The organism is Kallipyga massiliensis ph2 (genome assembly GCF_000311985.1).
Lineage (GTDB): Bacteria > Bacillota > Clostridia > Tissierellales > Peptoniphilaceae > Kallipyga > Kallipyga massiliensis.
The window spans coordinates 396,691-420,071 of the sequence record NZ_HE978585.1 but is presented as its reverse complement, the minus strand read 5'-3'; the positions used below and the strand labels follow the sequence as shown (position 1 = coordinate 420,071).

General features: G+C 53.5%; 23 protein-coding genes. 14 read left to right on the top strand and 9 right to left on the bottom strand.

Features of this window, described 5'->3' with window-relative positions:
• Positions 1-73 precede the first annotated feature (73 nt).
• The 5 genes from gyrB to dnaA all read right to left on the bottom strand — a co-directional run bounded on the left by gyrB (position 74) and on the right by dnaA (position 6,251).
• Positions 74-1,987 (bottom strand): DNA topoisomerase (ATP-hydrolyzing) subunit B, encoded by a 1,914-nt coding sequence (gene gyrB / locus HGKM_RS01855; RefSeq protein ID WP_019133624.1) that lies wholly within the window; start codon positions 1,985-1,987, stop codon positions 74-76.
• Positions 1,988-2,055: 68 nt separating this feature from the next.
• On the bottom strand, positions 2,056-3,156 hold the full coding sequence (gene recF / locus HGKM_RS01850; RefSeq protein WP_019133623.1) for a DNA replication/repair protein RecF: 1,101 nt from the start codon (positions 3,154-3,156) through the stop codon (positions 2,056-2,058).
• A 4-nt stretch (positions 3,157-3,160) separates the two neighbouring features.
• Complete coding sequence (locus tag HGKM_RS01845; protein WP_019133622.1) at positions 3,161-3,394, bottom strand: RNA-binding S4 domain-containing protein; 234 nt, start codon at positions 3,392-3,394, stop codon at positions 3,161-3,163.
• Positions 3,395-3,403: 9 nt separating this feature from the next.
• Positions 3,404-4,513, bottom strand: coding sequence for a DNA polymerase III subunit beta (gene dnaN, locus HGKM_RS01840; RefSeq protein WP_019133621.1), 1,110 nt, complete (start codon positions 4,511-4,513; stop codon positions 3,404-3,406).
• A 247-nt stretch (positions 4,514-4,760) separates the two neighbouring features.
• Positions 4,761-6,251, bottom strand: a complete 1,491-nt coding sequence (dnaA, locus tag HGKM_RS01835) for a chromosomal replication initiator protein DnaA (protein WP_019133620.1) — start codon at positions 6,249-6,251, stop codon at positions 4,761-4,763.
• A gap of 496 nt (positions 6,252-6,747) precedes the next feature.
• On the opposite strand from dnaA, the gene rpmH reads away from it, so the two are divergent.
• The 14 genes from rpmH to pta all read left to right on the top strand — a co-directional run bounded on the left by rpmH (position 6,748) and on the right by pta (position 19,590).
• On the top strand, positions 6,748-6,882 hold the full coding sequence (gene rpmH / locus HGKM_RS08470; protein WP_081585080.1) for a 50S ribosomal protein L34: 135 nt from the start codon (positions 6,748-6,750) through the stop codon (positions 6,880-6,882).
• Between the two features lie 35 nt (positions 6,883-6,917).
• Positions 6,918-7,271, top strand: coding sequence for a ribonuclease P protein component (gene rnpA / locus HGKM_RS01830; RefSeq protein ID WP_019133618.1), 354 nt, complete (start codon positions 6,918-6,920; stop codon positions 7,269-7,271).
• Positions 7,272-7,313: 42 nt separating this feature from the next.
• Positions 7,314-7,529, top strand: coding sequence for a membrane protein insertion efficiency factor YidD (yidD, locus tag HGKM_RS08465; RefSeq protein ID WP_081585079.1), 216 nt, complete (start codon positions 7,314-7,316; stop codon positions 7,527-7,529).
• 25 nt (positions 7,530-7,554) lie between these two features.
• A complete protein-coding gene (locus HGKM_RS01825) occupies positions 7,555-8,277 on the top strand; it encodes a YidC/Oxa1 family membrane protein insertase (RefSeq protein ID WP_019133617.1) in 723 nt (240 codons plus the stop codon).
• A gap of 26 nt (positions 8,278-8,303) precedes the next feature.
• Positions 8,304-9,209 (top strand): RNA-binding cell elongation regulator Jag/EloR, encoded by a 906-nt coding sequence (gene jag / locus HGKM_RS01820; protein ID WP_019133616.1) that lies wholly within the window; start codon positions 8,304-8,306, stop codon positions 9,207-9,209.
• A gap of 49 nt (positions 9,210-9,258) precedes the next feature.
• Positions 9,259-10,692 carry a tRNA uridine-5-carboxymethylaminomethyl(34) synthesis GTPase MnmE gene (gene mnmE / locus HGKM_RS01815; protein ID WP_172634678.1) on the top strand — a complete coding sequence of 478 codons (1,434 nt, stop codon included), beginning with the start codon at positions 9,259-9,261 and terminating at the stop codon, positions 10,690-10,692.
• Positions 10,693-10,698: 6 nt separating this feature from the next.
• Positions 10,699-12,627, top strand: coding sequence for a tRNA uridine-5-carboxymethylaminomethyl(34) synthesis enzyme MnmG (mnmG, locus tag HGKM_RS01810; RefSeq protein ID WP_019133614.1), 1,929 nt, complete (start codon positions 10,699-10,701; stop codon positions 12,625-12,627).
• Positions 12,620-13,330, top strand: a complete 711-nt coding sequence (gene rsmG / locus HGKM_RS01805; protein ID WP_019133613.1) for a 16S rRNA (guanine(527)-N(7))-methyltransferase RsmG — start codon at positions 12,620-12,622, stop codon at positions 13,328-13,330. The genes mnmG and rsmG overlap by 8 nt, the downstream gene beginning before the upstream one ends.
• 25 nt (positions 13,331-13,355) lie before the next feature.
• On the top strand, positions 13,356-14,153 hold the full coding sequence (locus HGKM_RS01800; RefSeq protein WP_019133612.1) for a hypothetical protein: 798 nt from the start codon (positions 13,356-13,358) through the stop codon (positions 14,151-14,153).
• 140 nt (positions 14,154-14,293) lie between these two features.
• The gene (locus HGKM_RS01795) at positions 14,294-15,544 is read left to right on the top strand and encodes a CinA family nicotinamide mononucleotide deamidase-related protein (RefSeq protein ID WP_081585078.1); all 1,251 of its coding nucleotides are present in this window, start codon (positions 14,294-14,296) and stop codon (positions 15,542-15,544) included.
• Positions 15,528-16,298 (top strand): ParA family protein, encoded by a 771-nt coding sequence (locus HGKM_RS01790; RefSeq protein ID WP_019133610.1) that lies wholly within the window; start codon positions 15,528-15,530, stop codon positions 16,296-16,298. The genes HGKM_RS01795 and HGKM_RS01790 overlap by 17 nt, the downstream gene beginning before the upstream one ends.
• A gap of 72 nt (positions 16,299-16,370) precedes the next feature.
• Positions 16,371-17,381, top strand: a complete 1,011-nt coding sequence (locus tag HGKM_RS01785) for a ParB/RepB/Spo0J family partition protein (protein ID WP_019133609.1) — start codon at positions 16,371-16,373, stop codon at positions 17,379-17,381.
• Positions 17,378-18,448, top strand: a complete 1,071-nt coding sequence (locus tag HGKM_RS08150) for a DUF4446 family protein (RefSeq protein WP_019133608.1) — start codon at positions 17,378-17,380, stop codon at positions 18,446-18,448. Before HGKM_RS01785 ends, HGKM_RS08150 begins: the two co-directional genes overlap by 4 nt.
• Before the next feature lie 125 nt (positions 18,449-18,573).
• On the top strand, positions 18,574-19,590 hold the full coding sequence (gene pta, locus HGKM_RS01775) for a phosphate acetyltransferase (protein WP_019133606.1): 1,017 nt from the start codon (positions 18,574-18,576) through the stop codon (positions 19,588-19,590).
• A 71-nt stretch (positions 19,591-19,661) separates the two neighbouring features.
• Here pta and HGKM_RS01770 read toward each other — a convergent pair whose 3' ends face one another.
• The 4 genes from HGKM_RS01770 to HGKM_RS01755 all read right to left on the bottom strand — a co-directional run bounded on the left by HGKM_RS01770 (position 19,662) and on the right by HGKM_RS01755 (position 23,272).
• Complete coding sequence (locus HGKM_RS01770) at positions 19,662-20,513, bottom strand: hypothetical protein (RefSeq protein WP_019133605.1); 852 nt, start codon at positions 20,511-20,513, stop codon at positions 19,662-19,664.
• Positions 20,510-21,202: an ABC transporter ATP-binding protein gene (locus tag HGKM_RS01765; protein WP_019133604.1), complete on the bottom strand. Its 693-nt coding sequence runs from the start codon at positions 21,200-21,202 to the stop codon at positions 20,510-20,512. The genes HGKM_RS01770 and HGKM_RS01765 overlap by 4 nt, the downstream gene beginning before the upstream one ends.
• Positions 21,203-21,213: 11 nt before the next feature.
• Complete coding sequence (locus tag HGKM_RS01760) at positions 21,214-21,618, bottom strand: GntR family transcriptional regulator (RefSeq protein WP_019133603.1); 405 nt, start codon at positions 21,616-21,618, stop codon at positions 21,214-21,216.
• Between the two features lie 175 nt (positions 21,619-21,793).
• The gene (locus HGKM_RS01755) at positions 21,794-23,272 is read right to left on the bottom strand and encodes a nicotinate phosphoribosyltransferase (RefSeq protein WP_019133602.1); all 1,479 of its coding nucleotides are present in this window, start codon (positions 23,270-23,272) and stop codon (positions 21,794-21,796) included.
• Between the last annotated feature and the right edge of the window lie 109 nt (positions 23,273-23,381).

Below are 23,381 nucleotides of genomic sequence, written 5' to 3'. Positions count from 1 at the left end.
TCCTTGACCCTCTGGTCCGTTTCCAGCCGCTTGTTGAATTCTTGGTTTTTATCGTCTGTCATCGTTCACCCACCTAACCTATCGTATCAATGTGTTCTGCCAGCTTGGCGTTTTCCATAATGAATTCCCGGCGGGGTTCCACCTTATTCCCCATCAGGAGGGAGAAGGTGTCATCCACGGAAGTGGATTCCTGGTCTGCCTTAACTTGGAGGAGGACCCGGCTTTCCGGATTCATGGTGGTCTCCCAAAGCTGGTCGTCATTCATTTCACCGAGACCCTTATAGCGGTTGAGTTTGTAATTGCCGTCTCCTATGGAGGACAAGACCTTCTCCAATTCCTTCTCATCGTAGACATACCTTTCCTTCTTTCCCTGGGTAATCCGGAAAAGAGGAGGCTGGGCCACGAAAACATGGCCTTCGTCAATAAGAGGACGGAGATAGCGGTAGAAGAAGGTCAAAAGGAGGGTCCGGATGTGGGCCCCATCCACGTCGGCATCGGTCATGATAATGATCTTCCCGTAGCGGAGCTTGGAAATGTCGAACTGGTCCCCGATCCCCGTTCCGAAGGCCGTAATCATGGCCTGGATTTCCTGGTAGGAGAGGATGTGGTTTAAGGAGGCCTTTTCCACGTTCAAAATTTTCCCTCGCAGGGGGAGAATGGCTTGGATGGTGTTGTCCCGGCCGGTCTTGGCGGAACCGCCTGCTGAATCCCCCTCGACCAGGAAGATTTCATTCTCCGTGATGTCCGTGGACTGACAATCGGCCAATTTGCCCGGTAGGGTGGTGTTGTCTAAGATGGACCGCTTCCGGGTCAGGTCCCTGGCCTTCCGGGCAGCATTCCTGGCCTTCTGGGAATCCAAGGCCTTCTTTATAATAGCCCTGGCCGGAGTGGGATTTTCTTCCAAAAAGGCGGATAGTTTGCTGGTCAGGAAGGTATCTACCGCCCCGCGGACTTCTGAATTTCCCAACTTAGCCTTGGTCTGGCCTTCGAACTGGGGGTTGGATAACTTAACACAGCAAACCGCCGTCAGGCCCTCGCGGGCATCGTCACCGGAGAGGTTGTCGTCTTTTTCTTTAATGAGTCCCTTTTCCCGACCATAGTCGTTCAAGGTTTTGGTCAAGGCGGACCGGAAGCCGGTTAAATGGGTTCCTCCTTCCGGGGTCAGGATATTATTGGCGAAGGGGAGGACATTTTCCGAATAGCCATCCGTATATTGGAGGGCAACATCCACCAGGATCCCATCCTGTTCACCGGTGAAATGGAGGATTTCCTTATGGAGGGGGTCCTTATTCCGATTGAGGAAGGAGACGAATTCCGCAATCCCTCCCTTATACCGGAAGGTCTGGTCGGTATCATCCCGTTCATCAATCAGGTGGAAGGTAACATTGGCGTTGAGGAAGGCCATCTCCCGGAAGCGCTTCTCCAGGGTTTCCCGGTGGAAGTCCAGGCTTTCAAAAATGGACCCATCCGGGTAGAAGGTCACCTTCGTCCCCGTCTTCTTGGTCTTGCCCACCGTCTCCAGTTCGGTGACCGCCTTCCCATATTCATAGGCCTGGTGGTAGATGTTTCCGTCCCGGTAGACCCAGGCATCCAGCCGCTTGGAAAGGGCGTTAACGACTGATACGCCCACACCGTGGAGGCCGCCGGAAAACTGGTAGGCGGAGGAATCGAATTTTCCCCCCGCATGGAGAACCGTCATGACGGTTTCCAGGGTGGATTTTTTGGTTTGGTGGTGGATTTCCACAGGGATTCCGGACCCGTTATCAATAACGGTGCAAGCCCCATCCTTTTCCAATTTGATGGTGATGTGGTCACAACGTCCCGCCAAGGCTTCATCGACCGAGTTGTCGACCACCTCATAGACTAAATGGTGGAGACCTCTTTCATCGGTCGACCCGATATACATCCCCGGCCGAACACGAACCGCCTCCAGACCTTCCAGAACCCGGATATTGGATTCCCCGTACTCGTTTTTCTTATTTCCCATACTTCCTCATTTCCACACTTGAATCCCGATTGGGTAAAATTCACCAACATTGATTATAACGCTTATTTTTATTTCACATGGACCCGGCCATTGTCCACCCGAAAGGCTGTCCCTTCCCGTCCTCCCTCTACCAAGTGGTTGGAGGTCAGGATGGTTTGGTAGGAACCGATGGTCTCCAGGAGAAAGGTCGACCGCTTCCCATCCAATTCCGAAAAAACATCATCCAGAAGGAGGAGAGGATGGAGGTCCTTGTATTTTTCGATTAATTTTATTTCACTCAGCTTGAGGGCCAAAGTGATGGTCCGGGCCTGACCTTGGGAGGCGAAGGACCGGGAAGGGAGGCCATTCAAACGGAGGAGAATATCATCTTTATGGGGACCCAGGCCGGTATAGCCCAGGGACCGGTCTTCCTCCTTCCGTTGGAAGAGGAGGTCTTTCATCTTTTCGGCGAGGTCATCCGGACCGGTCGGATCCTCTCCTTCGAAGAGCTGGGACTGGTAGGACAGGTCCAAATCCTCTTGCTTGCTGGATAGGGAGGCTTGAAAGCGGGGGGCCAGGGCCCGGATTTCTTCCAGGATTTCCTTCCTTTTCCAAGCGATTTGGCTCCCGGCAGAAGAAAGCTGGTCATCATAGGTGGAAAGTTGGCGGTCAAACCAAGAATCCCCCGGACTTTTTAGAAGAGAATTTCTCTGGGAGAGGACCTTATCGTAGGTCCTGACCAAGGCGCCATAGGCGGGATCCACCGCCCGAAGGAGGTCATCCAGGAAGGCCCTTCTTTCTCCCGGCCCACCTTTGACCAGGACCAGGTTTTCCGGAGCAAAGAGGACCACTTCAAATTGGGCAGCCAATTCTTTGGTGTTTTCCATCTCCACTTCATTGACCCGGATCCGCTTCTTCTCCACCCGGGAAATTTTGACTTCGACCCGCTTGTCCCTCCCCTTCCTTTCCAGGTCGGAAAGAACATAGGCGGACCTCTCTCCAAACCGGACCAAGTCTCGGTCCGGCACATTTCGGAAAGACCTTCCCCGGGCGGTCAGGTAAATGGACTCCAGGATATTGGTCTTTCCCTGGGCATTGGCACCGTAAAAAAGATTCCAATGGGGGTGGAGTTGGATATCCTGGAAGGCGATATTTCGGTAGTTGATGAGTCGGATGTTTTTTAAAATCATGACCCTAACTCTCGGCCATGTCCGAAGGTAACTTCTTCACCAGGAGGCTCTGCCCTTCAAAATCCACCCGGTCTCCGACCTGGACCTTCCTTCCACGCTGGAGGCAGACCTCCCCGTTAAGGAGGACCATCCCCTCTTGAATGACCATTTTTGCCTCCGCTCCTGACATAACCCAGTTGGCCAATTTTAAGACCTGGTCCAGGCGGATGGGGTCCTGACGAATCCAAAGTTCTTCCATACCGTCCCCTTATTCCGAAGCAATCCGGACAGGGAGGACCAGGTAGAGGTAGGCATCCTCATCCTGGGCGGGGTGGATGACCATGGGGTTGAGGGGGCCATTCAAATGGAGGCTTACTTCCTCGCAGTTCAAGGCCTTGATCCCATCCAGGAGGTACTTGGCATTAAAGGCGATGGTGATCTCTCCCCCCTCCAGTTGGCAGGCCACATTTTCATGGACCGACCCGATTTCCGAATTGGACTGGATCTCCAAGCCAGTTTCTTTAAAGAGAAGTTTGATGAGGTTGGCCCTCTCTTCCCTGGCTAAGATAGTCGCCCTCTCCAAAGCTGCCTGGAAGGCTGTTCGGGAAAGGACCACCTTGGACTTGAATTCCCTGGAAATAATCTCTTCATATTGGATGTAATTTTTATCGATGAGGCGGGAGTACATCTTGATCGGACCGGAGGAGAAGTAGACATAGCCGGTGGACAAGGCCATGGTGGTCGTCCCTCCCTCCCGGACGACCCGGGCCAGCTCATTGAAAGCTCTCTTTGGAATGATGGCCGATTTTTCAAAAGCCTCTGCTTCCGGTGGAAGGAGGATTTCCCGAACCGCCATCCGGTAACCGTCCAAGGTAACCAAGCGGAGACGGTCCTTCTTCCGCTCAAAAAAGATCCCGGTCAGGGCAATCTTGGACTCATCTAAAGAAGTGGCAAATTCCGTTTCGCGGACTGCCTGGACCAGGACATCATTATCTACCAGGGTCTTGCCCTCTTCTTCTACATTCGGCAGGGCCGGAAATTCGCTGGCATTGGGAACCTGGATTTCAAAGTGGACTTGGCCACAGTCGATGGTGACCAGGCCTCCTTTTTCTTCGACAATAGCCGGCTCATTGGGGAGCTTGCGGAAGATGTTCCCGATCATGGTGGCAGGAATGACCACAGCCCCTTCTTCCAGGACCTGGCAGGAAATCCGTGTTTCAATGGAGAGCTCTAAATCCGTTGCGGTCAAAATGACTTCAGACCCCTTGGCTTGGAAGCGGATGCACTCCAAAATTTGCATGGTGGTCCGACTGGAGATGGCGCGTTGGCAAATTCCGATTTGTTGGACCATATCCTGGGGCATGACTTGAATTTTCATGATTTCTCCTTTCAAATCCCTTAAAAAGTGAGATTAAATCCGGCCGACTTCAAGGGGCGGCTGGCCTAGTTATTCTAGTAGTAAGACAGTAGTAATAGTAGTAGGGCCTGTGGATAGGGGGGATAAGGGGAGGAAAGACGTCAAAGACTTGTCTTTTCCCTTGGGATGAAAATGTGTATATCTCTTCCTTCTTTTCCCAAAGCTTCCCAAAGTGTCCACAGACTGTCTCAAGAGTTTTCAAAAAGTCCTAACGGTGTTTCAATTGTTCCTCCAAATTTTCTACCTCCTCCCGAATTTCCGGGTCCTTTTTCACCAGGACGGAAATTTTGTCGACGGCGTGCATGACCGTGGTATGGTCCCGAAGGAAGGAGCGACCGATGGCGACCAAGGAAAGGTTGGTCAGATTTCGACCAAGATACATGGCGATCTGTCGAGGTTGGGCGATGGTTTGGATCCTGGACTTGGAGGTCAAGTCATTGGCTTCCAAATTGTAATATTCCGTCACGGCCTTGATGATATCCTCTAAAGTGATTTCAATATCTCTCTCCCGTTCGAGCTTTAGGGCTTCCCGGGCGATAGCCATGTTGTTGTCGCGGTCGTTTTCGTCGATCGTCTTATTGCGGAAGTGGAAGTAAGCGATGACCCGGAGGAGGGCTCCCTCCAATTCCCGGATATTGGCGGTGACATTTTGGGCAATGAATTCAACCACATATTGGGGAAGGTGGATGGATTCTCCCTTCATTTTATTATTTAAAATGGCCACCCGTGTCTCAAAATCGGGCTGTTGGATGTCAGCGGTCATTCCTCCCTCGAAGCGGGTGACCAAACGCTCCTCCAGGTTTTTCAATTGCTTGGGGGGCTTATCCGCAGAAAGGACGATCTGCTTATTAGCTTCTTTAAGATCATTGAAGGTGTGGAAGACCTCCTCCATGGTGGCCTTCTTTCCGGCAATGAATTGGATATCGTCGATCAGGAGGACATCAATGGACCGGTATTTCCGCCGGAAGTTTTCCTTCTCTGCATTGGTCCCGTTTTCAATGACAGCGATCATCTCATTCATAAAATTTTCACTGGTAATATAGAGAACTTTTTTGGAGGGGTCATTCCGGAGAATCTCATGGGCGATGGCCTGCATGAGGTGGGTTTTTCCCAGACCGGAAAGTCCGTAAATAAAGAGGGGATTGTAGGTGGTTCCGGGGTTGGCAATGACCGCCTTGGCGGTCGCATAGGCGAAATCGTTGGAATTTCCCCGGACAAAGGCCTCCATGGTATATTTCGGATTCAAAGAGGAGTAGCCGTTATTTTCTTCCCCTTCTTTCCTTCCGGCCCGGGGACTTTTTTGGAGGGGGGAGGTATTCACCGGCTCCATCTCTTTTACCTCTTCTTTTTCCAAGGGAAGAGGATCCTCATCCATGGCGGGAAAAGTCCTCCACTGGTCATAGTCGTTGGAAGAAGGGTCAATGAGCCGGATGGTGATGGGCCGCTCACAAATATAGGATAGGCATTGTTCAATGGAAGCCTGGTAGTTTTTCTTTACCATGGTTCCAATAAATGAGCTGGCCGTATCCAATAAAAGAACATCATCCTTGAGCTGGATGGGCCGGAGGGGCTTAATCCAATTCTTCAATTGTATGGTGTTGAGCTGGAGGTCAAGCATGTTGATCACTTCATCCCAGATCATGGTCAAGTCGGTCATGGCGATCCTTTGATTCTTTTCATAAAGCTCTACAAATTTCATTTTTCTTGATCAAGGCATGTTGGCGGATAGAAATAAAAATTCTCTTTGAAGGACTTTTCCACGCCGGAAAAGGCAGAAAGAAGCAATTCACATTCTTTATCCACTTTTCCACAATTTTTCATCCACACTGTCCACAGGAATCTTTTCCACGGAATAAAGTCCATATTATTGGCCTTTTTCAAGAGTTTTTAAGGGATTTTCCCCATATTCAGTAGATGAGGAAAATATTTGTCCACAATTTGTGGAAAGATTGTGGAAAATATAGGAGGATATCCCTGGTTTGCACCCTCTTATTTTACCACAATTCCCTTATTTACGCGATTATTTGTGGATAAAAGCCCGGTGGATAAGTTCATCTAGTCCTTGACAGGATTTTCACTCCTTCATATAATATTTAAGATGCTCTCTATTATGCCTGATTTTACTCTAAAACCCACTTTGACCAGGTTGCCGAGAGCCAATGAATCATATTTTTTACACGAGAAGGGAGAAAGTCATGAAACGCACCTACCAGCCAAACAAAATGAAGAGAAAAAAGGACCACGGTTTCCGCAAGAGAATGGCTTCCAAGTCCGGACGCCGCGTATTGAGAAATAGAAGACGCAGAGGTCGGGTACGCTTATCCGCCTAGTTTCCTCTCAATATTGATAGGATGGAGGCGGCTTGATGGATGGAAAACAGGATTGGCCACAAGACTTGAGGCTTCGGAAGAATGAGGACTTCAACCGGGTATACCGGAAGGGAAAGTCGGCATTCAACCGGGACTTCCAGATTGTCGGTTGTAAGAATCCCCGGGGGGTAACCCGCTATGGGATCAGCCTGTCGAAAAAGTTCGGCAAGGCCCACGACCGAAATCGGATGAAGCGCCAGGTCAAGGAAATCATCCGACAGAACAAGGAAGCCTTTCCTAAAGGTTATGATTTTGTCATCCTCCCCCGGCAAAAAGCCAAGGGGCAGGACTACCGGTGGTTGGAGAAATCCCTCTTCCACTGCCTTTCCTTTTGGCCTCCTAAAAATTAATCCTTTTCCACAAGAGACAACTTTAGTAGGAAGGGCCTTCTTATGAACAAGCTTGTCGTCAGCCTGATTCTTCTTTACCGGCGTTTTATTTCCCCTGTTCTGGGGAGAGGAAAATGCCGTTACCGGCCCACCTGTTCAAGCTACTGTCTTCAGGCCTTCCAACACTACCGCTTCTCCACCGCCCTGGTTCTTAGCCTGTGGCGGATTTTACGATGTAATCCCTGGTCCAAGGGAGGATATGACCCCTTGAGACCCTAGGAATGCGAAAAGAGAGGGCAATAGATTGAGTTCAATTTCAAAAATTTTCGGCTCCATCATGCGTTTCTTCTATGAAACGCTCCAAGGAAAAGGGGCCGAGCCGGAGATGATTTCTTTCTTCGCCATATCCATCCTCCTGATGGCTGTGGTGAGTAAGTTGATTACCATCCCCCTGACCTACCAATCCACCAAAAATTCAGCCAAGATGAAGGACTTCCAACCCCAGCTGGAGAAGCTTAAGGAAAAGTATGGCTATGATGAGCGGATCCTCCAGCAAAAGACCATGGAGTTTTATAAGGAAAATAACCTTTCCGCTGCCGGTTGCTCCTCTTGCCTGCCCATGATTATCCAATTAGTCCTCATCGTCGCCCTTTTTGCCGTACTTAAGGAACCGGGCAAGTTCATCTTTGATAACCCCGACCAATTTAACCACATCCAGAAGAACTTCTTCTGGATCCAGGACCTTTCTCAGGCGGACCCCCTCAAGTGGTTCGGTCTCCCCTTGATTAATATGGTCATGACCTTTGCTTCCACCTTCCTCAACCCTGCCATGAAGATGCAGAAGGATAATCCGGCGGGTGGTTCTGCGGCAATGTTAAAATTCATGCCCTTGATCTTTTACTTCATGTCCATCTCCTGGTCAGCCGGTCTGATCCTTTACTGGGCTTTCGGAAACCTCTTGGAAGTCATCTTCCGTCTGATTTCCGGCGCCATTCTTTCCAAGAGACCATCCAAAGACCAAGCTTAATGGACAATAGATAGGAAGGGAAAACAATGACCACAGTAATTAAGACAGCAGATACGGTAGAAAAGGCCGTTCAGCAGGCCCTGGATTCTTTGCAGGTGGGTCGAGATGAAGTGACCATTGATGTCTTGAAGGAAGCCAAGGCCGGGTTTCTCGGTTTTGGGGCCCAGGACGCCGTTGTCCGGGTCTCCCTCAAGGAAGACCGCTTCGACGACCTTCTTAAAGAAGAAAATATTCGAGAGGAAGACCTTTTTAAGGGGCCCTCTTTCGATGATCATCAAGATGAAAGCTTGATTTCTGAAGAGAAGGAAGACGCCAAGGAAGTCGACTTTGATGTGGAGGAAGAAGACGACTTCTCTTCTGAAGAAGAGGATGAGCCTTCGGAGGAATTTTCCAAGGAAGACCTCTATGGAGATTGGGATGCCTACATCAACCGGGAAAGCGCAGACCTCAGTCATCTCTTCCCGGACCAAGTGGAGGATCCCCTGGCCTACTGCAAGGAGTGGATGGAAAGTCTTCTCTCCCTCATGCATATCCAGGCGGACGTCAATGCCAGCATGGAGGGTGAAGGCATCCTCCTGGAGATTGACAATATCTCCGAGACCGATACCGGGATCGTCATCGGTCGGCGGGCGGAGACCTTGAATGCCATCCAGTATATTCAGTCCATCGCCGTCAACCGCCTGACCAAGACCCACCACCAGGTTTATGTGGATGTGGGCGGTTACCGGTCACGTCGTAAGGCCTCTATCCAAAAGATGGCCCAGAGGAATGCGGATAAGGTCCTTAAGACCGGCCGTCCCTACCGGATGGAAGCCATGAATGCCTATGAGCGCCGGCTGGTCCACACTGCCCTCCAAGATGTGGAGGGGGTGACCACTGCTTCAGAAGGCCGAGAGCCCTACCGGAAGGTCGTCATCCGAATCGATGAGTAAGGACAAGGCACTCCTTCCGGAGTGCCTTTTTTTTATGAAAGGAAATGCCATGTTCAAGCCATTCGGAAGGGAAAATAGTGGGGATAGCCGGCCCATGGGGACCGTGGACAAGGATACCATCGTGGCCATCTCCACCGCCCAGGCTCCGGCGGGGATCGGGATTGTCCGCCTGTCCGGGCCGGAAGCCTTCTCCCTGGCGGACCGAGCCTTCCGGGCCTATTCCGGCAAGGCCTTCTCCCCCTCTGACCAAAGGAAGCTGCGCTATGGCCATATTATTGAGGGAGAAAAGGTCCTTGACGAGGTTCTTTGTGTTTATATGAAGGCCCCCCATACCTATACGGCGGAGGATATTGTCGAAGTGAACTGCCATGGGGGCCGGGTCTCTGTTCAAAAAGTGTTGGCCCTATTTCTCCGGATGGGGGCTAGAATGGCCGAGCCCGGGGAGTTTACCCGCAGGGCCTTCCTCAACGGGCGGATTGACCTGGCCCAGGCTGAGGCGGTCGAAGACATCATTCGAGCCCAGACGGGCCTGGCCCAGGAATCCGCTGTCCACCAACTGACCGGAGGGGTCTCCAAGAAGATCAAGGGGATGAAGGAGGACCTCCTCAGGCTCCTAGCTCATGTAGAATACGCCATCAATTTCATGGAGGACGCCATGGAGGACCTCCCCCGGGAGCCCATGGAGGAGGAGGCCCGAGCCCTCTTGGACCGGATGGACCGAGCCCTGGCCGGGGCGGAGACGGGCCGGCTGATCCGGGAGGGGATCAAGACGGTCATCGTAGGCCGGCCCAATGTGGGCAAGTCCTCCCTCCTCAATGCTCTCCTGGAGGACGACCGGGCCATCGTCACGGACATCCCGGGGACGACCCGGGATGCTATCGAAGAATCCTACCAGCTGGAGGGCCTCCGCCTCCGCCTGATTGACACGGCCGGGATCCGGGAAACGGACGACCTGGTTGAATCCCTTGGCGTGGACCGATCCATGGCCCTCCTGGAGGAGGCGGATTTGGTCCTGGTCCTGGTCGATGGGTCCCAGTCCATCCGGAAGGAGGACCGGGCTATCCTGGAAAAATCCGCCGCCCGCCCCCACCTCATCCTGGTCAACAAGGTTGACTTGGGCTTAAGTTCGGATGCCCAAACCCTCCTTCAGGAGGAAGGGGATGGGGGGCCGGCCCTGGCCATTTCCGCCAAGACCGGTCAGGGGATGGAAGACCTGGAAAAGGCCCTGTCCGTCCTCTTTCTCGAGGGAGATGACGGTCGGGAGGGGGCGGACTCCCTCTCCAATATCCGCCAGATCAACCTCCTGGAAAAGGCCCGGGACTCCCTCTCCTCCGCACTTGGGGGCCTGGAAACAGGGGTTAGCCTGGATGCCCTGGACGTGGACCTCCAGGATGCCTACCAGGACCTGGCCGCCATCACCGGGGAATCCATTGAAGAAGACGTTCTGAATAAGATCTTTCAAGATTTTTGCGTGGGAAAGTAGGTCAAGATGGAAAATATTCAAGGCTACCACCGGTCGGATGTGGATGTGGCCGTAGTGGGTGCCGGCCATGCCGGCATCGAAGCCGCCTTTGCTGCAGCCCGCTTGGGGAAAAAAGTCGCCCTCTTTTCCATATCCCTGGATAGTGTGGCCGATATGCCCTGTAATCCCAACATCGGGGGGACCGGCAAGGGCCACCTGGTCCGGGAAATCGACGCCTTGGGCGGGGAAATGGCCCTGGTCATTGATGAGACCTTCCTCCAGTCCCGGATGCTTAACACCTCAAAAGGTCCCGCCATCCACTCCCTCCGGGTCCAGGCGGATAAAAAGCGTTACCAAGAGGTCATGAAACGGCGGCTGGAGGAAGAGGAGAAAATCCAATTGGTGGAGGCCGAGGTTGACCGGATCCTGGTGGAAGAAGGCCAAGTCCGGGGCTTGACCACGGTCCAGGGGGCCATCTTTACCGCCCCCACCGTCATCCTCTGTACGGGGACCTTCCTCAACGGGACCATCCTCATGGGCCCCCTGACCTATTCTTCAGGTCCCCACAATACCAAGCCGGCCCTCCACCTTTCGGAGGACCTCCGGGCCCACGGGATTGATCTCCGCCGGTTCAAGACGGGGACGCCTCCCCGGATCAACCGGCGGACGGTAGATTTTTCCCAAATGATCATCCAGGAGGGGGACCGGGAAATCGTTCCCTTCTCCTTCCTCAACCAGGATAAAACCTACGACGCCTCCAAGCAGTGGCCCTGCTATCTTACTCGGACCACGGCGGAAACCAAGGCCCTGATCGAAGCCAATATCACCCGGTCCACCATGTATTCGGGGGGAAAAAGAGGGGTGGGCCCCCGCTACTGCCCATCCATTGAAGACAAGATGGTCCGCTTCCCCGACCATGAGGCCCACCAGATCTTTCTGGAGCCCGAATCCGCCTCCACCCTGGAAGTCTATGTGGACGGGATGTCCTCCACCATGCCGGAAGAGGTTCAAATGGAGGCAATCCGGACCCTCCCCGGCCTGGAGAAGGCGGAGGTCATGCGGTCGGCCTATGGAATTGAATACGACTGCATCGACGCCCGGATCCTGACCCGGTCCCTGGAGCTTCGGACCATCTCCGGCCTCTTTTTTGCCGGCCAGATCAACGGGTCATCGGGCTATGAAGAGGCGGCCTGCCAGGGGCTCATGGCGGGAATCAATGCCGCCCGGAAAATCGATGGCCTCTCCCCCTTCGTCCTGGACCGGTCCCAGGCCTATATCGGCGTCCTCATCGACGACCTGGTGACCAAAGGGACCAATGAGCCCTACCGGATGATGACCTCCCGCTGTGAATACAGGCTCTCCCTCCGCCAAGACAATGCCGACCTCCGGTTAACCAAACTGGGCTATGAGATTGGCCTGGCTTCTCGGGAGAGATACCTTCTGGCGGAGAAAAAGGGTCGAGCCATTGATGAAGAAGTCGCCCGCCTCTCCGCCCTCATGGTGACCCCCAAGGCGGAAGTCAACGCCTTCCTGGAAGGCCTGGGCTCATCCCCACTGAAAACCGGTGGGAGCCTGGCTGACCTCCTCCGGCGGCCGGAAATAAGCTATGATAAATTAGCCGAACTGGACCCTGACCGGCCCAGCCTCCCCAAGGAAGTCCGGATGGAGGTGGAGAACCGGATCAAGTACGAGGGCTATATCAAAAAACAGAATATCCAGATTGAAAAATTCAAGAAGATGGAATCCCGCCGTCTCTTTGTTGAGGATTATGGGAAGATCCACGGCTTGAAGAAGGAAGCGGCCCAAAAGCTCAACCAGGTCCAGCCGGAATCGGTAGGCCAGGCCTCCCGGATTTCCGGGGTGTCCCCGGCAGATATTAATGTTCTCCTGGTCTACCTGGAGCAGGAAAGAAGGGAGAGACAGGACAAGCGGGAAGGGAGGACGGACCATGAATAAGGGCTTCGTGGATCGCCTGGCCAAGGCGGGTCTGGACCTGACCCCCCAACAGCTGGACCTCTTTGAGGGCTACCGGGCCTTAATTAAAGAATGGAATGAAAAAATTGACATCACAGCCATTACTGAGGACCGGGAGGTGGATAATAAGCATTTTATTGACTCCCTCTCCGTCTTCCGCCAAGTCCGGATTCCCTCTCATATCAGAGTCATGGATATGGGCAGCGGTGGGGGCTTCCCCGGTATCCCCATGAAGATTGTTGATCCCAGCCTGGAGATGACCCTGGTTGACTCCCTGAAAAAGCGGGTGGACTTTCTTCAGGAAGTGGTGAGTCGCCTGGGTCTGGAGGGGGTCCGTTGTATCCACGCCCGGGCAGAGGATTTTCTCCAGGATCCCGGGGAAAGAGAATCCTTCGACCTGGTCGTTTCCCGGGCTGTGGCCCCCCTTCCCACCCTGCTTGAGTACTGCCTACCCGGGGTAAAAATACAAGGACACTTTATCGCCATGAAAGGCCCCGGCGGCCGGGAAGAAGTCTCCCAAGCCGACCGGGCCATCCAAGTTCTTGGGGGTCGGCTCAAAGAAGTGGACAGCTTTAGTTGGACAGAAGAAGGCTATCAAAGGAGCTTGGTTGTCCTCGAGAAGGTCAAGGAAAGCCCCAAGAAATATCCCCGCGGCCAAGGGAAGGCCCGGAAGAGTCCTCTATAATAAAGAAGACGAGAAAGGAGCCAGGATGGATAAGCATTATTTTCTGGAGATGGAAAACAACTTAGAAGGGGTTGTTGAGAATTATGAGAAGGAGAGGGAAACTCCTTTTATTAACCAGGAACAGCAAAATAATGGGAATAAAAAATACATACCCGCAGTCTCCAGCCGCCTCCGCCACCGCTATGTTATGGTCCCCGAGGTTATCTACCGGGCCTCAGGCATCATAGTTATGAAGAAGAGAATCAAGTCTTTAATTTTTTCCACCGATATTGCCATCATCCGGAATAATGATGCCGGCGCCATTTTGGCGGTCTACCCCTTTACACCGGAAATCACCATCATGCAAGCCGTCATCCAAGCGGCTTCTGCCCCGGTCTTCCTGGGCATCGGTGGAGGGACCACCAATGGGAGACGGTCCCTCTTGTTGGGCTTCCAGGCGGAGCTCATGGGAGCCTATGGGGTGGTGGTAAATGCACCCATGTCCAGTCAGGATATCCATGAAATTTCCAAGTATGTGGACATTCCTGTCGTTGCTACCATCATCTCTCCGAATGACCCCTATAAGGAGAAGGTCCAGGCCGGAGCCAAGATACTGAATGTATCGGCCGGAAAAGATACGGCCAAACTGGTCCGACAAATTCGGCGGGATATTGGCAATGAATTTCCCATCATCGCTACGGGCGGTCACCGAGAAGAACACATCCTGAAGACGATTGATGCCGGGGCCAATGCCATCTCCTACACCCCACCTTCCTCTGCAGATATTTTTGGGGCGATCATGGAGGAATACCGACATGAGAAAGCCCAAGAAAACCAAGAATAATAATTTTTCAAATCCCGGATTCGCAAATTGCTGAATCCGGGATTTTTTGTTTCATATGAAACAATTTGGGAGTGTCAGGAACCATTGATCTGATATAATTGTTTTACAATGTTTCATATGAAACATTTAAGGAGAAAACAATGATTGTAGAATTAATTTCAGTAGGAACGGAACTCCTACTTGGCGATATTGTAAATACAGATGTTCAATATCTTTCTAAGGTATGCGCTGAGTTAGGCTTCAACATCTATCACACTTCAGTGGTTGGCGATAATGATAAACGGTTAAGGGTTGAAATAGAACAAGCAGCTTCTCGGTCAGACATCATTATCTTATCCGGGGGCTTAGGATCCACTTCGGACGATATTACCAAACGTGTTGCTATGGACTGCGTGGGCGGTCCAAGGAAGGAAGATCCGGAAACCAAGGAAAGACATGCCCAGCATTATGCGGATGATCCGGAATTCTTTGCTGCGGCTAAAGATATCTATACCTTCCCTGAAAAGGCGACTGTCCTCCGAAATCCTGTGGGCATGTCACCCGGGGCCTGGATGCCTTTTGATGACCGGGGTCAGGAGAAGTACCTAATTGTCCTGCCCGGACCTCCCAATGAATTGCGAGGGGTGATGGAAAAGGACCTGATTGGCCTTCTACGCCAATTCTCCACATCCACCACCCGATCCAGAGAGGTAAAGATTGCCCTTCTGGGTGAATGGAAGGTCTTTCAGGCGATCCAAGACTTGGCCGATCATTCGACTGAACCTACCTTTGCGACTTATGTCAAGGCGGATGGAGTCCTGGTTCGGATGACGACCCAGGAGCCGGACCAGGACAAGGCGGAAAAGATCTTGGATCGGGGTCAAGCCCTGCTTAAAGAAAGGTTGGGCCATCTTGTCCTGGGGGTTATGGAATCCAGTCGTGAAGAGGCCTTGGTTGACCTTCTCGCAAAAGAAGGAGCAACCGTGTCTACTGCGGAGTCCTTCACCGGCGGCATGGTGGCCTCCCGGATCATCAATGCTCCGGGGGCCTCATGTATTATCAAGGAAGCCTATGTTGTCTATAGCGATGAGGCCAAGGCGGAAATTCTAGGAGTGGATCCTGAGTTGATTGAGGAAAAAACTGCGGTGTCGGAGGAAGTCTGCCGGGCTATGCTGGAAGGCCTTCAAAAGAAGACGGCCTGCGACCTGGCCATTGCGACGACCGGATTTGCCGGACCCGGCGGCGACCGTGCCGGACAGGTCTTCATTGGTCTGGCTTACAAGGGGAAATCCCGTATCCTTGAATATCAATGGGATAGCCCACGAAACCGAATCCGACACCGTGCGACCAACCGGGCGATCGATTATGCATTGCTAATGGTGAAAGAGGGAATCCATGGGGAAAGTGATTAGTGTCTACAACCAAAAAGGAGGGGTGGGAAAAACGACCACGGTGATCAATGTGGCGGCAGCTCTGGCCTATACCGGACTCTTTAAGAAGAAGGTCCTGGTCATCGACCTGGACCCGCAAGGTAATGCGAGTTCGGGTTTTGGAGTGGACAAGAGCCAGGTCGAACTGGATATTTATAAGGTTTTGCTTGGGCAAACGGAGATCGGAGAGGCCATTCGGACGGTCAAGGAAAACCGTCTGGATATTCTTCCTTCCACACCGGCCCTGACGGGCTTTGAAATCGAGGCCATCTCGATAGACCGTCCCCACGACCGGCTCAAGGATGCCTTGGACCCGGTTAAGGAGAATTACGACTTTATCTTTATTGACTGTCCTCCTTCCCTGGGTATGCTGTCCATGAATGCCCTGTCGGCCTCCGACTCGGTCCTTATCCCGATCCAATCGGAATACTATGCCCTGGAAGGAGTCAGCCAGCTGGTTTCCACCATCGATATGGTGAAGAACCAAGTCAATCCCAGCCTGGAGATTGAAGGGGTCGTCCTTCAAATGGTAGACACTCGGACCAACTTGTCCCAGGATGTTATCGATGAGGTGGAAAAATTCTTTGGGGAGAAGGTCTATAGGACCCATATTCCCCGGAATATCCGGGTGGCAGAGGCACCCTCTTACGGGGAATCGGTAATCACCTATGATAAAGGGTCCAAGGGGGCCAAAGCCTATATGGCTTTGGCCAAGGAAATAAAGAAAAGAAATTAGCCAAATAGCGAACGCTGAAGTACACTGAAAACGGATAATTATTAGTTTATATAAATAAAGATAGGAGGATTTATGGCGAAGAAAGGTGGACTGGGTCGGGGTTTGGGTGCCCTGATTCCGGGTCTTTCTTTAGAAGAAGACCAGCAGAAGGCCCCGGCCCCTCCTGCAGATAAAAAGAAGATCCAAAAGACCAAGGCAGGGGGATCGACAAGAGGAAAAGACCGTCGAACAAGTGCTCCGGCGGCAAAGAAAATGCCAAAGGCAGAAGCGAAAGCAGAAGCGAAAGAGGATGCGGCCGGCCATTCTGATCCCAAGGGCCTGGGCCTCCTTCTTCCGGTGGAGGAGATCGAGGCCAATCCCGACCAGCCCCGGAAGGACTTCGACCAGGAAAGCTTAGAAGAATTAGCCCTATCCATTAAAAAGTATGGGATCCTCCAGCCCCTCCTGGTGGCCAAGCATACGGCCCCGGGCCGGGCCCCCTATGAGATTGTGGCCGGGGAGCGCCGCTTCCGAGCGGCCAAGTTGGCCGGTCTCAAGGAAGTCCCCGTCCTCATCCGTGAGGAGAATGTGGAGGAGGCGGCCCTCCTGTCCGTGGTGGAAAATGTCCAGCGTCAAGACCTCAATCCTTTGGAGGAGGCTCAGGCCTACCGGACCCTGATGGAGGCCTATACCTTGACCCAGCAAAATCTGGCTGATGCCCTGGGGAAGTCCCGGGCCTATGTGGCCAATGCTACTCGCCTCCTCCAGCTGGATGATGCCTCCCTGGCCGCCCTCCGGGAGGGACGGCTTACTTCCTCCCAGGCAAGGACCCTCCTGGGGGAGAAGGACCTCAAGAAGAGGGAAAGACTCCGCCATCTCTTTATCGAAGGAAAAACCAATGTCAATAAGGAAGAAAAGCGGAACCGAAAGAAATCCAACAAGAACGTGTATTTAACTGACCTGGAAGACCGGCTCAGCCAGTCTCTGGGGAGGCAGGTCCAGATTATTAAGCGGAGGAAGGGATGGGACCTCCAAGTTTCCTGCTATTCGGATGAGGACCTGGATCAGCTGACCCAATCCATCCTCCAAGGGGGGGACCAATGAATCTTGCGCTCATTATTTTGACGGTGATCTCCGTCCTGGCGGCTGTCTTTTCCTATTTCACCGCTTCTAATACCAATAAGAAGCTCAACCGCCTTCGCCGGCGGTATGACTACCTCCTCCGGGGTCGGGGAGACCTCAACCTGGAAGAGCTCATCACCCAGTTTGGAACGGAATTGGATGAGTTTAAGACCAATAACTCTGCCACCATGGGGAGGTTGGGCCGGGTGGAAGCCTGGGTCCAAAAGACCGACACCGACCAGTCGGCGGTCATCAATGAAAAGTACCAGGGCCTGGCCCGCCAGCTGACCAGCCAGATGGATACCACCACTTCACAGATGCTATCCAATATGAAGAGGCTGGATGAGGTGGTCTTTGCCCAGATGGACAAGGTGGAAAAGGATGCCCAAGCCCAGGTGGAGACCCACTACCAGGACCTGGTCAACCAGGTCCAGACCCTGTCGGCCTCTTTCGGTAGCCGGATCAAGAAGAATGAGGAAGACATTTACGTCAACCAGGATACCATGATGAAGTCCTTCCAGGAGCTGGACAGCCACTTTCAGGGGCTACTCCAAGCGGAGGAAGAGGAAAGGAAGAAGGAGGTGGAGGAACTTTCGGTCTATACCAACCAGCAAATCAAGGCCTACCACACCCAGACCTCCGAATCCATGCAGGGCCTGGACCAGCGGCTCTCCCATTCCATGACTCAACTCCAGGAAGACAACGACCAGCGATGGGAGACCATGGAAGAAGAGACCAAGAAGCGCCTGGACACTATGGAGGAGGAAGGCAGGGAGAACCTCAGGCGGGAGATCGGCCTCCTCAAGGACCAGCTCTATACGGCCTACCAGAAGATGGGCCTGGTTCGTTACAATGCCTTCGACGACCTGGTCGGCGAGCTCTCCTTTTCTCTGGTTATGCTGGATGAGCACCGGAACGGCTTTGTCCTGACCTCCATCTATGCCCGCCAGACCTCCAACAGCTTTGCCAAGGTCATTAAGAACGGGGAATGCCTACAAAGCCTCTCTCCGGAAGAAGAGGAAGCCCTGGCCCAGGCCCTGGCCCGGTAAATCTTCTGAAATAGGAGAAAAAGATTGTTGATGGGGGACCTGGGTAAAAATACAGAGCCAAAGAGTCCTTTGGGCTTGGATAATCAAGCCAAGGGTGAAGTGATAAAAAACCATAAGGAGGAAACATGGGAATCGTAGAAAACAGAAGCTTGGGACTGATCGAAGAGTTTGTTGAAGAAATCAAGGGGTCAGACATCCGGATCGTTTACCCGGAGGGGAATGATGAGCGGATCCTGCGTGCAGCCCGCCGTCACAAGAGGGACGGAATTATTGTTCCGATTCTGATCGGGAATCCGGAAGAGATCAAGGCCTTAGCCAAGTCGGAAGCCTTGGATATTGAAGGGATTGAAATCATCGACCCCGAGACCTTTGAGAAGAAAGAAGAGATGATCCAGAAATTCATTGAACGTCGGAAGGGGAAGGTGGATGAGGCCGGTGCCCGGGAGAAACTCAAGGACCGGAACTACTTCGGAACCATGCTGGTCTATATGGGTCTGGCTGATGGACTGGTTTCCGGTGCTGTGGGCACAACCGCTGCGACCATTCTGCCCGGCCTCCAGATCATCAAGATGGGCCCCCAGTCCAAGATGGTCTCCGGCTGCTTCGTCATGATCTCCCCTGAAGATACCCACCGCTACCTCTTTGCGGACTCCGCCGTCAACTTCAACCCCAGTGCCAGCGAGATTGCGGATATTGCCAATGAGACGGCCCGGACGGCCACCCAATTCGGCATCGACCCCAAGGTTGCCCTCCTTTCCTTCTCCACCAAGGGATCGGCATCTTCTCCGGAGCAGGAGAAGATGGAAGAGGCCACAAAGATCGCCAAAGAACGCTATCCTGAGCTGGACGTCGATGGTGAACTTCAGTTTGATGCGGCGATTGATGAAGTGGTCGGCAAGCGGAAAGCCCCCGGTTCTCCGGTGGCCGGACATGCCACGGTCTTTATCTTCCCCGACCTCCAGGCCGGGAACATCTCCTACAAGATCGCTGAGCGCCTGGGTGGCTACACGGCCCTGGGCCCCATCCTCCAAGGGATGGCCAAGCCGGTCAACGACCTTTCCCGTGGTTGCAATGTTGACGATGCCTACCAGATGGGCATTATTACCGCCTTCCAGGCCTATAAAGCCAGAGAAATCCAATAAGACGACGAAAAGAAGGAAAAAAATCCCCGCCCGGTCGGAAGACCGGAGCGGGGTTTTTTTAGAGTTGGATACTAACGAATATCTATTTTTCGGTCCGTAGTGTAGACCGTGAGGGCCCAGAAGAGGAAGGTGAAGGCCAGGCTGAGTAGGAGGAGGGGGATCTGGGAAGAGAGCATTTGGTAGAGCTCGTCATTGATGACTTGAAGGACTTCTTCCGGGCTGGCTGTGGCCGGTAGGCCATCCAAGGCCGCATCAAAAGAATCACCTGTTGGAATATGGAGGATAAAGCCGAAAGCGAAGCTGGCCAAGGTTTGTGCAAATTGCGTGATGATCAAGACCACAACAGGTCCACCTGCACCCAGCTTGCGGAAAAACCATGCCGATCCCACCGTTACGGAGAAGGAAAGGACGGCGGCGGAGAGGAGGAGGCCGGTGATCAGGGAAAGGATAAAGATGGGGGTGGCCGAGGAGAAGAAGAGGGGCTTTACCATCTGGCCGATGAAGTCCAGCATTTCATCCATGGAGGGACTTCCCGGCTCTGCCGTAAAAAGCTGGATGGATCGAAAGACGGAGAGGAAAAGCTGGAGGCCGGCGGAGACCATGGTGAGGAGAGAGAAAGTCAGGTAGTAGAGGGTCCGGGCAGCGGTGAATTCCCGCCCGCTTGCCGGGATGGACCGGTAGAAGTAGGACCTGGCCCCCTCCATGTTTTTATAGTCCTGGACAATGGTGATGAAGTAGATGGCCAGGTGGGCGGCAAAAAGGACAAAGAATTGGATGATGAAGGTAACAGAGATCCACTCACCCTGGCTGCTGAAAAAGCTGGAAACCAGGAAGAGGGCCAGGAAGGCCCAGGCCAGTCCCAGGGCAATTCCGATGGGCTTGAGGGTTTCCTTGCACATTTGTTTGTAAAGTTTGCCGATCATTGGAAAACCTCCTCAAAAATTTGCTTGATGGACTTATTTTCCTGGGCCCGGATCATATCCGCCGGTCCATGGAGGGCGACCTCCCCCCGCTTAAGGAAAATCACATCATCGACCAGAGGCTCGATGTCGGCAATCTGGTGGGTGGAAAGGATCATGAGGGCATCGGGGGAGTAGTTTTCGATCATGACCCGGAGGATGACCTTTCGGGCGGCAGGGTCGACCCCGGAGATGGGCTCATCCAAGAGGTAGATTTGAGCTTCCCGAGCCATGGCCATGACGATGGCGATCTTCTCCTGCATGCCCTTGGACATTTTTTCCAGCTTTTGGCTGGGGTCCATGTCCAGGCCTTCCAGCATCCCGTAGGCTTTTTCTTCGTTGAAGTCTTTGAAGAAGGCTTTATAGGTGGAGATGGTCTGGGAGGGGGTCCAATGGAGGGGGATAGAAGGGCGGTCGGGAAGGTAGGAGACCAGGGACCGAGACCGGGGACCGGGCTTTTGGCCGTCGATGAGGACGCTTCCTTGATAGTAGGAATCGTAGCCGCCCAGGATTCGCAGGAGGCTGGTCTTGCCTGACCCGTTGGGACCCATGAGGCCGATAATTTTTCCTTTTTCCAAAGTCAGGTCGATCCCCTTTAGGGCTTGAAAGGACCCGTGGGATTTGACGACCTGGTTGATTTCGATGATGGCCAAGGGATACCTCCTTATTCTTTCTCTTGACGGCGCAGACGGGGGTCAACTTTCCCCTCGTCGGGCCAATTGTCCCGGGTCAGCTGGCAGGCCCGTTCAGGGCTGACTCCCAGCTGGACCATGGATTGGGTGAAGGTCTGGACTTCCCGGAGGGCCAGCTGCTTTCGGACTTCTTCAATCCGGTCCTCATCGGTGGTGACGAAGCGACCGGCGGTCCGCTGGGACTGGGCCAAGCCCAGGTCCTCCAGCTGGCTGAGGGATTTTTGGACGGTGTTGGGATTGACCTCAAATTGCAAGGCCAATTGGCGAACAGAGGGGATCTTTTCCCCGGGTGGCCAGGTTCCTTGGACGATGGCGATGAGGAAGTGGTCCAGGAGCTGGAGATAGATTGGGCCCGAGGAGGAAAAACGATCCACCATAGGCACTCCTTTCTTACAGAGATAGGGCCGGGAAGGAAAAATTTTCCCCGCCAGCTTTGTATTGATGTATTAACCTAATCATACAAAAAGTATAAGACAAGAAAAGACCGGGGTCAAGACTTTTTTTGCTCCGTCTTTTTCCCGGTCTTTATTTTGATGGATGTTGTTGATTCGCCTATTCCATCGGATTGCGGATGACGGAAACAGCCTGGGACTTGACCTCGGTCAGGAGCTGGTGTTTCATGTCCCAGATCTCCCGGGAGAGGTCGACCTTGTAGATGTGGGGGTTGTCGAAACGGAGGTATTCATCCCAGAGGGAGGCGATCTCTTTTTGGCAGTAGTTCCGGATTTCCGGAAGGCTGGGCCGGTCGTAGACCAGCTTGCCGGCCCGGAAGATCTCCTTGTGCATAGGACGGACCTCATAGTCTTCCAGGACCATCCGCTTCCAGGTGTAGGTGGGATGGAAGATCTCATAGGGGGACCCGTCAGGCAGAGGCTCATCCTTAAGGAGGATGAGATCGGCCAGGGCCTTGTGGTCCTTATTGTAAAAGCGGCAGAAGTGCTTGAATCCGGGGGTGGTGATCTTCTCCACGTTCTCGGAGATCTTGATCTTGGGGAAAATCTCCCCGTCCTTTTCCACGGCGACCAGCTTGTAGACGCCCCCGAAGACGGGATCGGACTTGGAGGTGATGAGGTTTTCACCGACACCGAAGGAGTCCAGGCGGGCTTCCTGCTGGAGGATGTCGGAAATCCGATACTCATCCAGGGCGTTGGAGGCGACGATTTTGGCGTCGGGGTAGCCGGCTTCATCCAGCATCCGGCGGGCCTGTTTGGAGAGGTAAGCAATATCTCCGCTATCCAGGCGGATACCGGCGGGCCGCTTGCCCATGGGGGTCAGAACCTCATCAAAGGTCCGGATGGCATTGGGGACGCCCGAGGCTAGGGTGTCGTAGGTATCGACCAGGAGGAGGCAATTGTCGGGATAACTTTCGGCATAGGCTTTGAAGGCATCCAGCTCGCTGGGGAACATCATGACCCAGGAGTGGGCCATGGTCCCCAAAGCGGGGACCCCCCAGCGCTGGTCGGCCAGGGTGTCAGCCGTCCCCACGCAGCCGGCGATATAGGCAGCCCGGGCCCCCAGGTTAGCGGCATCCGGTCCCTGGGCCCGGCGGGAGCCGAATTCCATGATGGTCCGGCCCCGGGCGGCCCGGACGATCCGGGAGGCCTTGGAAGCGATGCAGGACTGGTGGTTCATGGACAGGAGGAGCATGGTCTCAACCAGGGAGGCCTCGATGATGGGGGCCCGGACCGTGATCAGGGGCTCATTGGGGAAGACGACGGAGCCTTCCGGAACGGCCCAGACGTCGCCGGAGAAGCGGAAGTCGGCCAGCCAGGTTAAAAAGTCTTCCTTGAAGATTCCCTTGGACCGGAGGAAGTCGATGTCTTCCGGGTCGAAGCGGAGGTCATTCAGGTAGTCAATCACCGAGTCCAGGCCGCAGGCGATCGCGAAGCCCCCGTTATCCGGGTTGGACCGGTAGTACATGTCAAAGTAGCCGATGAGGTCCTTCATCCCGTGTTCAAAGTAGCCGTGGGACATGGTCATCTCATAAAAGTCAAAAAGCATGGTCAAGTTTTCGTCGGAACGTGTAAACATTTGAACCTCCTTGGTTCAGAAAAAAGTCTTCTCTTCATTATAGCGGATTGGGCGAGAAATTGTGGAAAATGGGGAATTCCTCTATGGTAAAATAAGGAATAAATGCGTT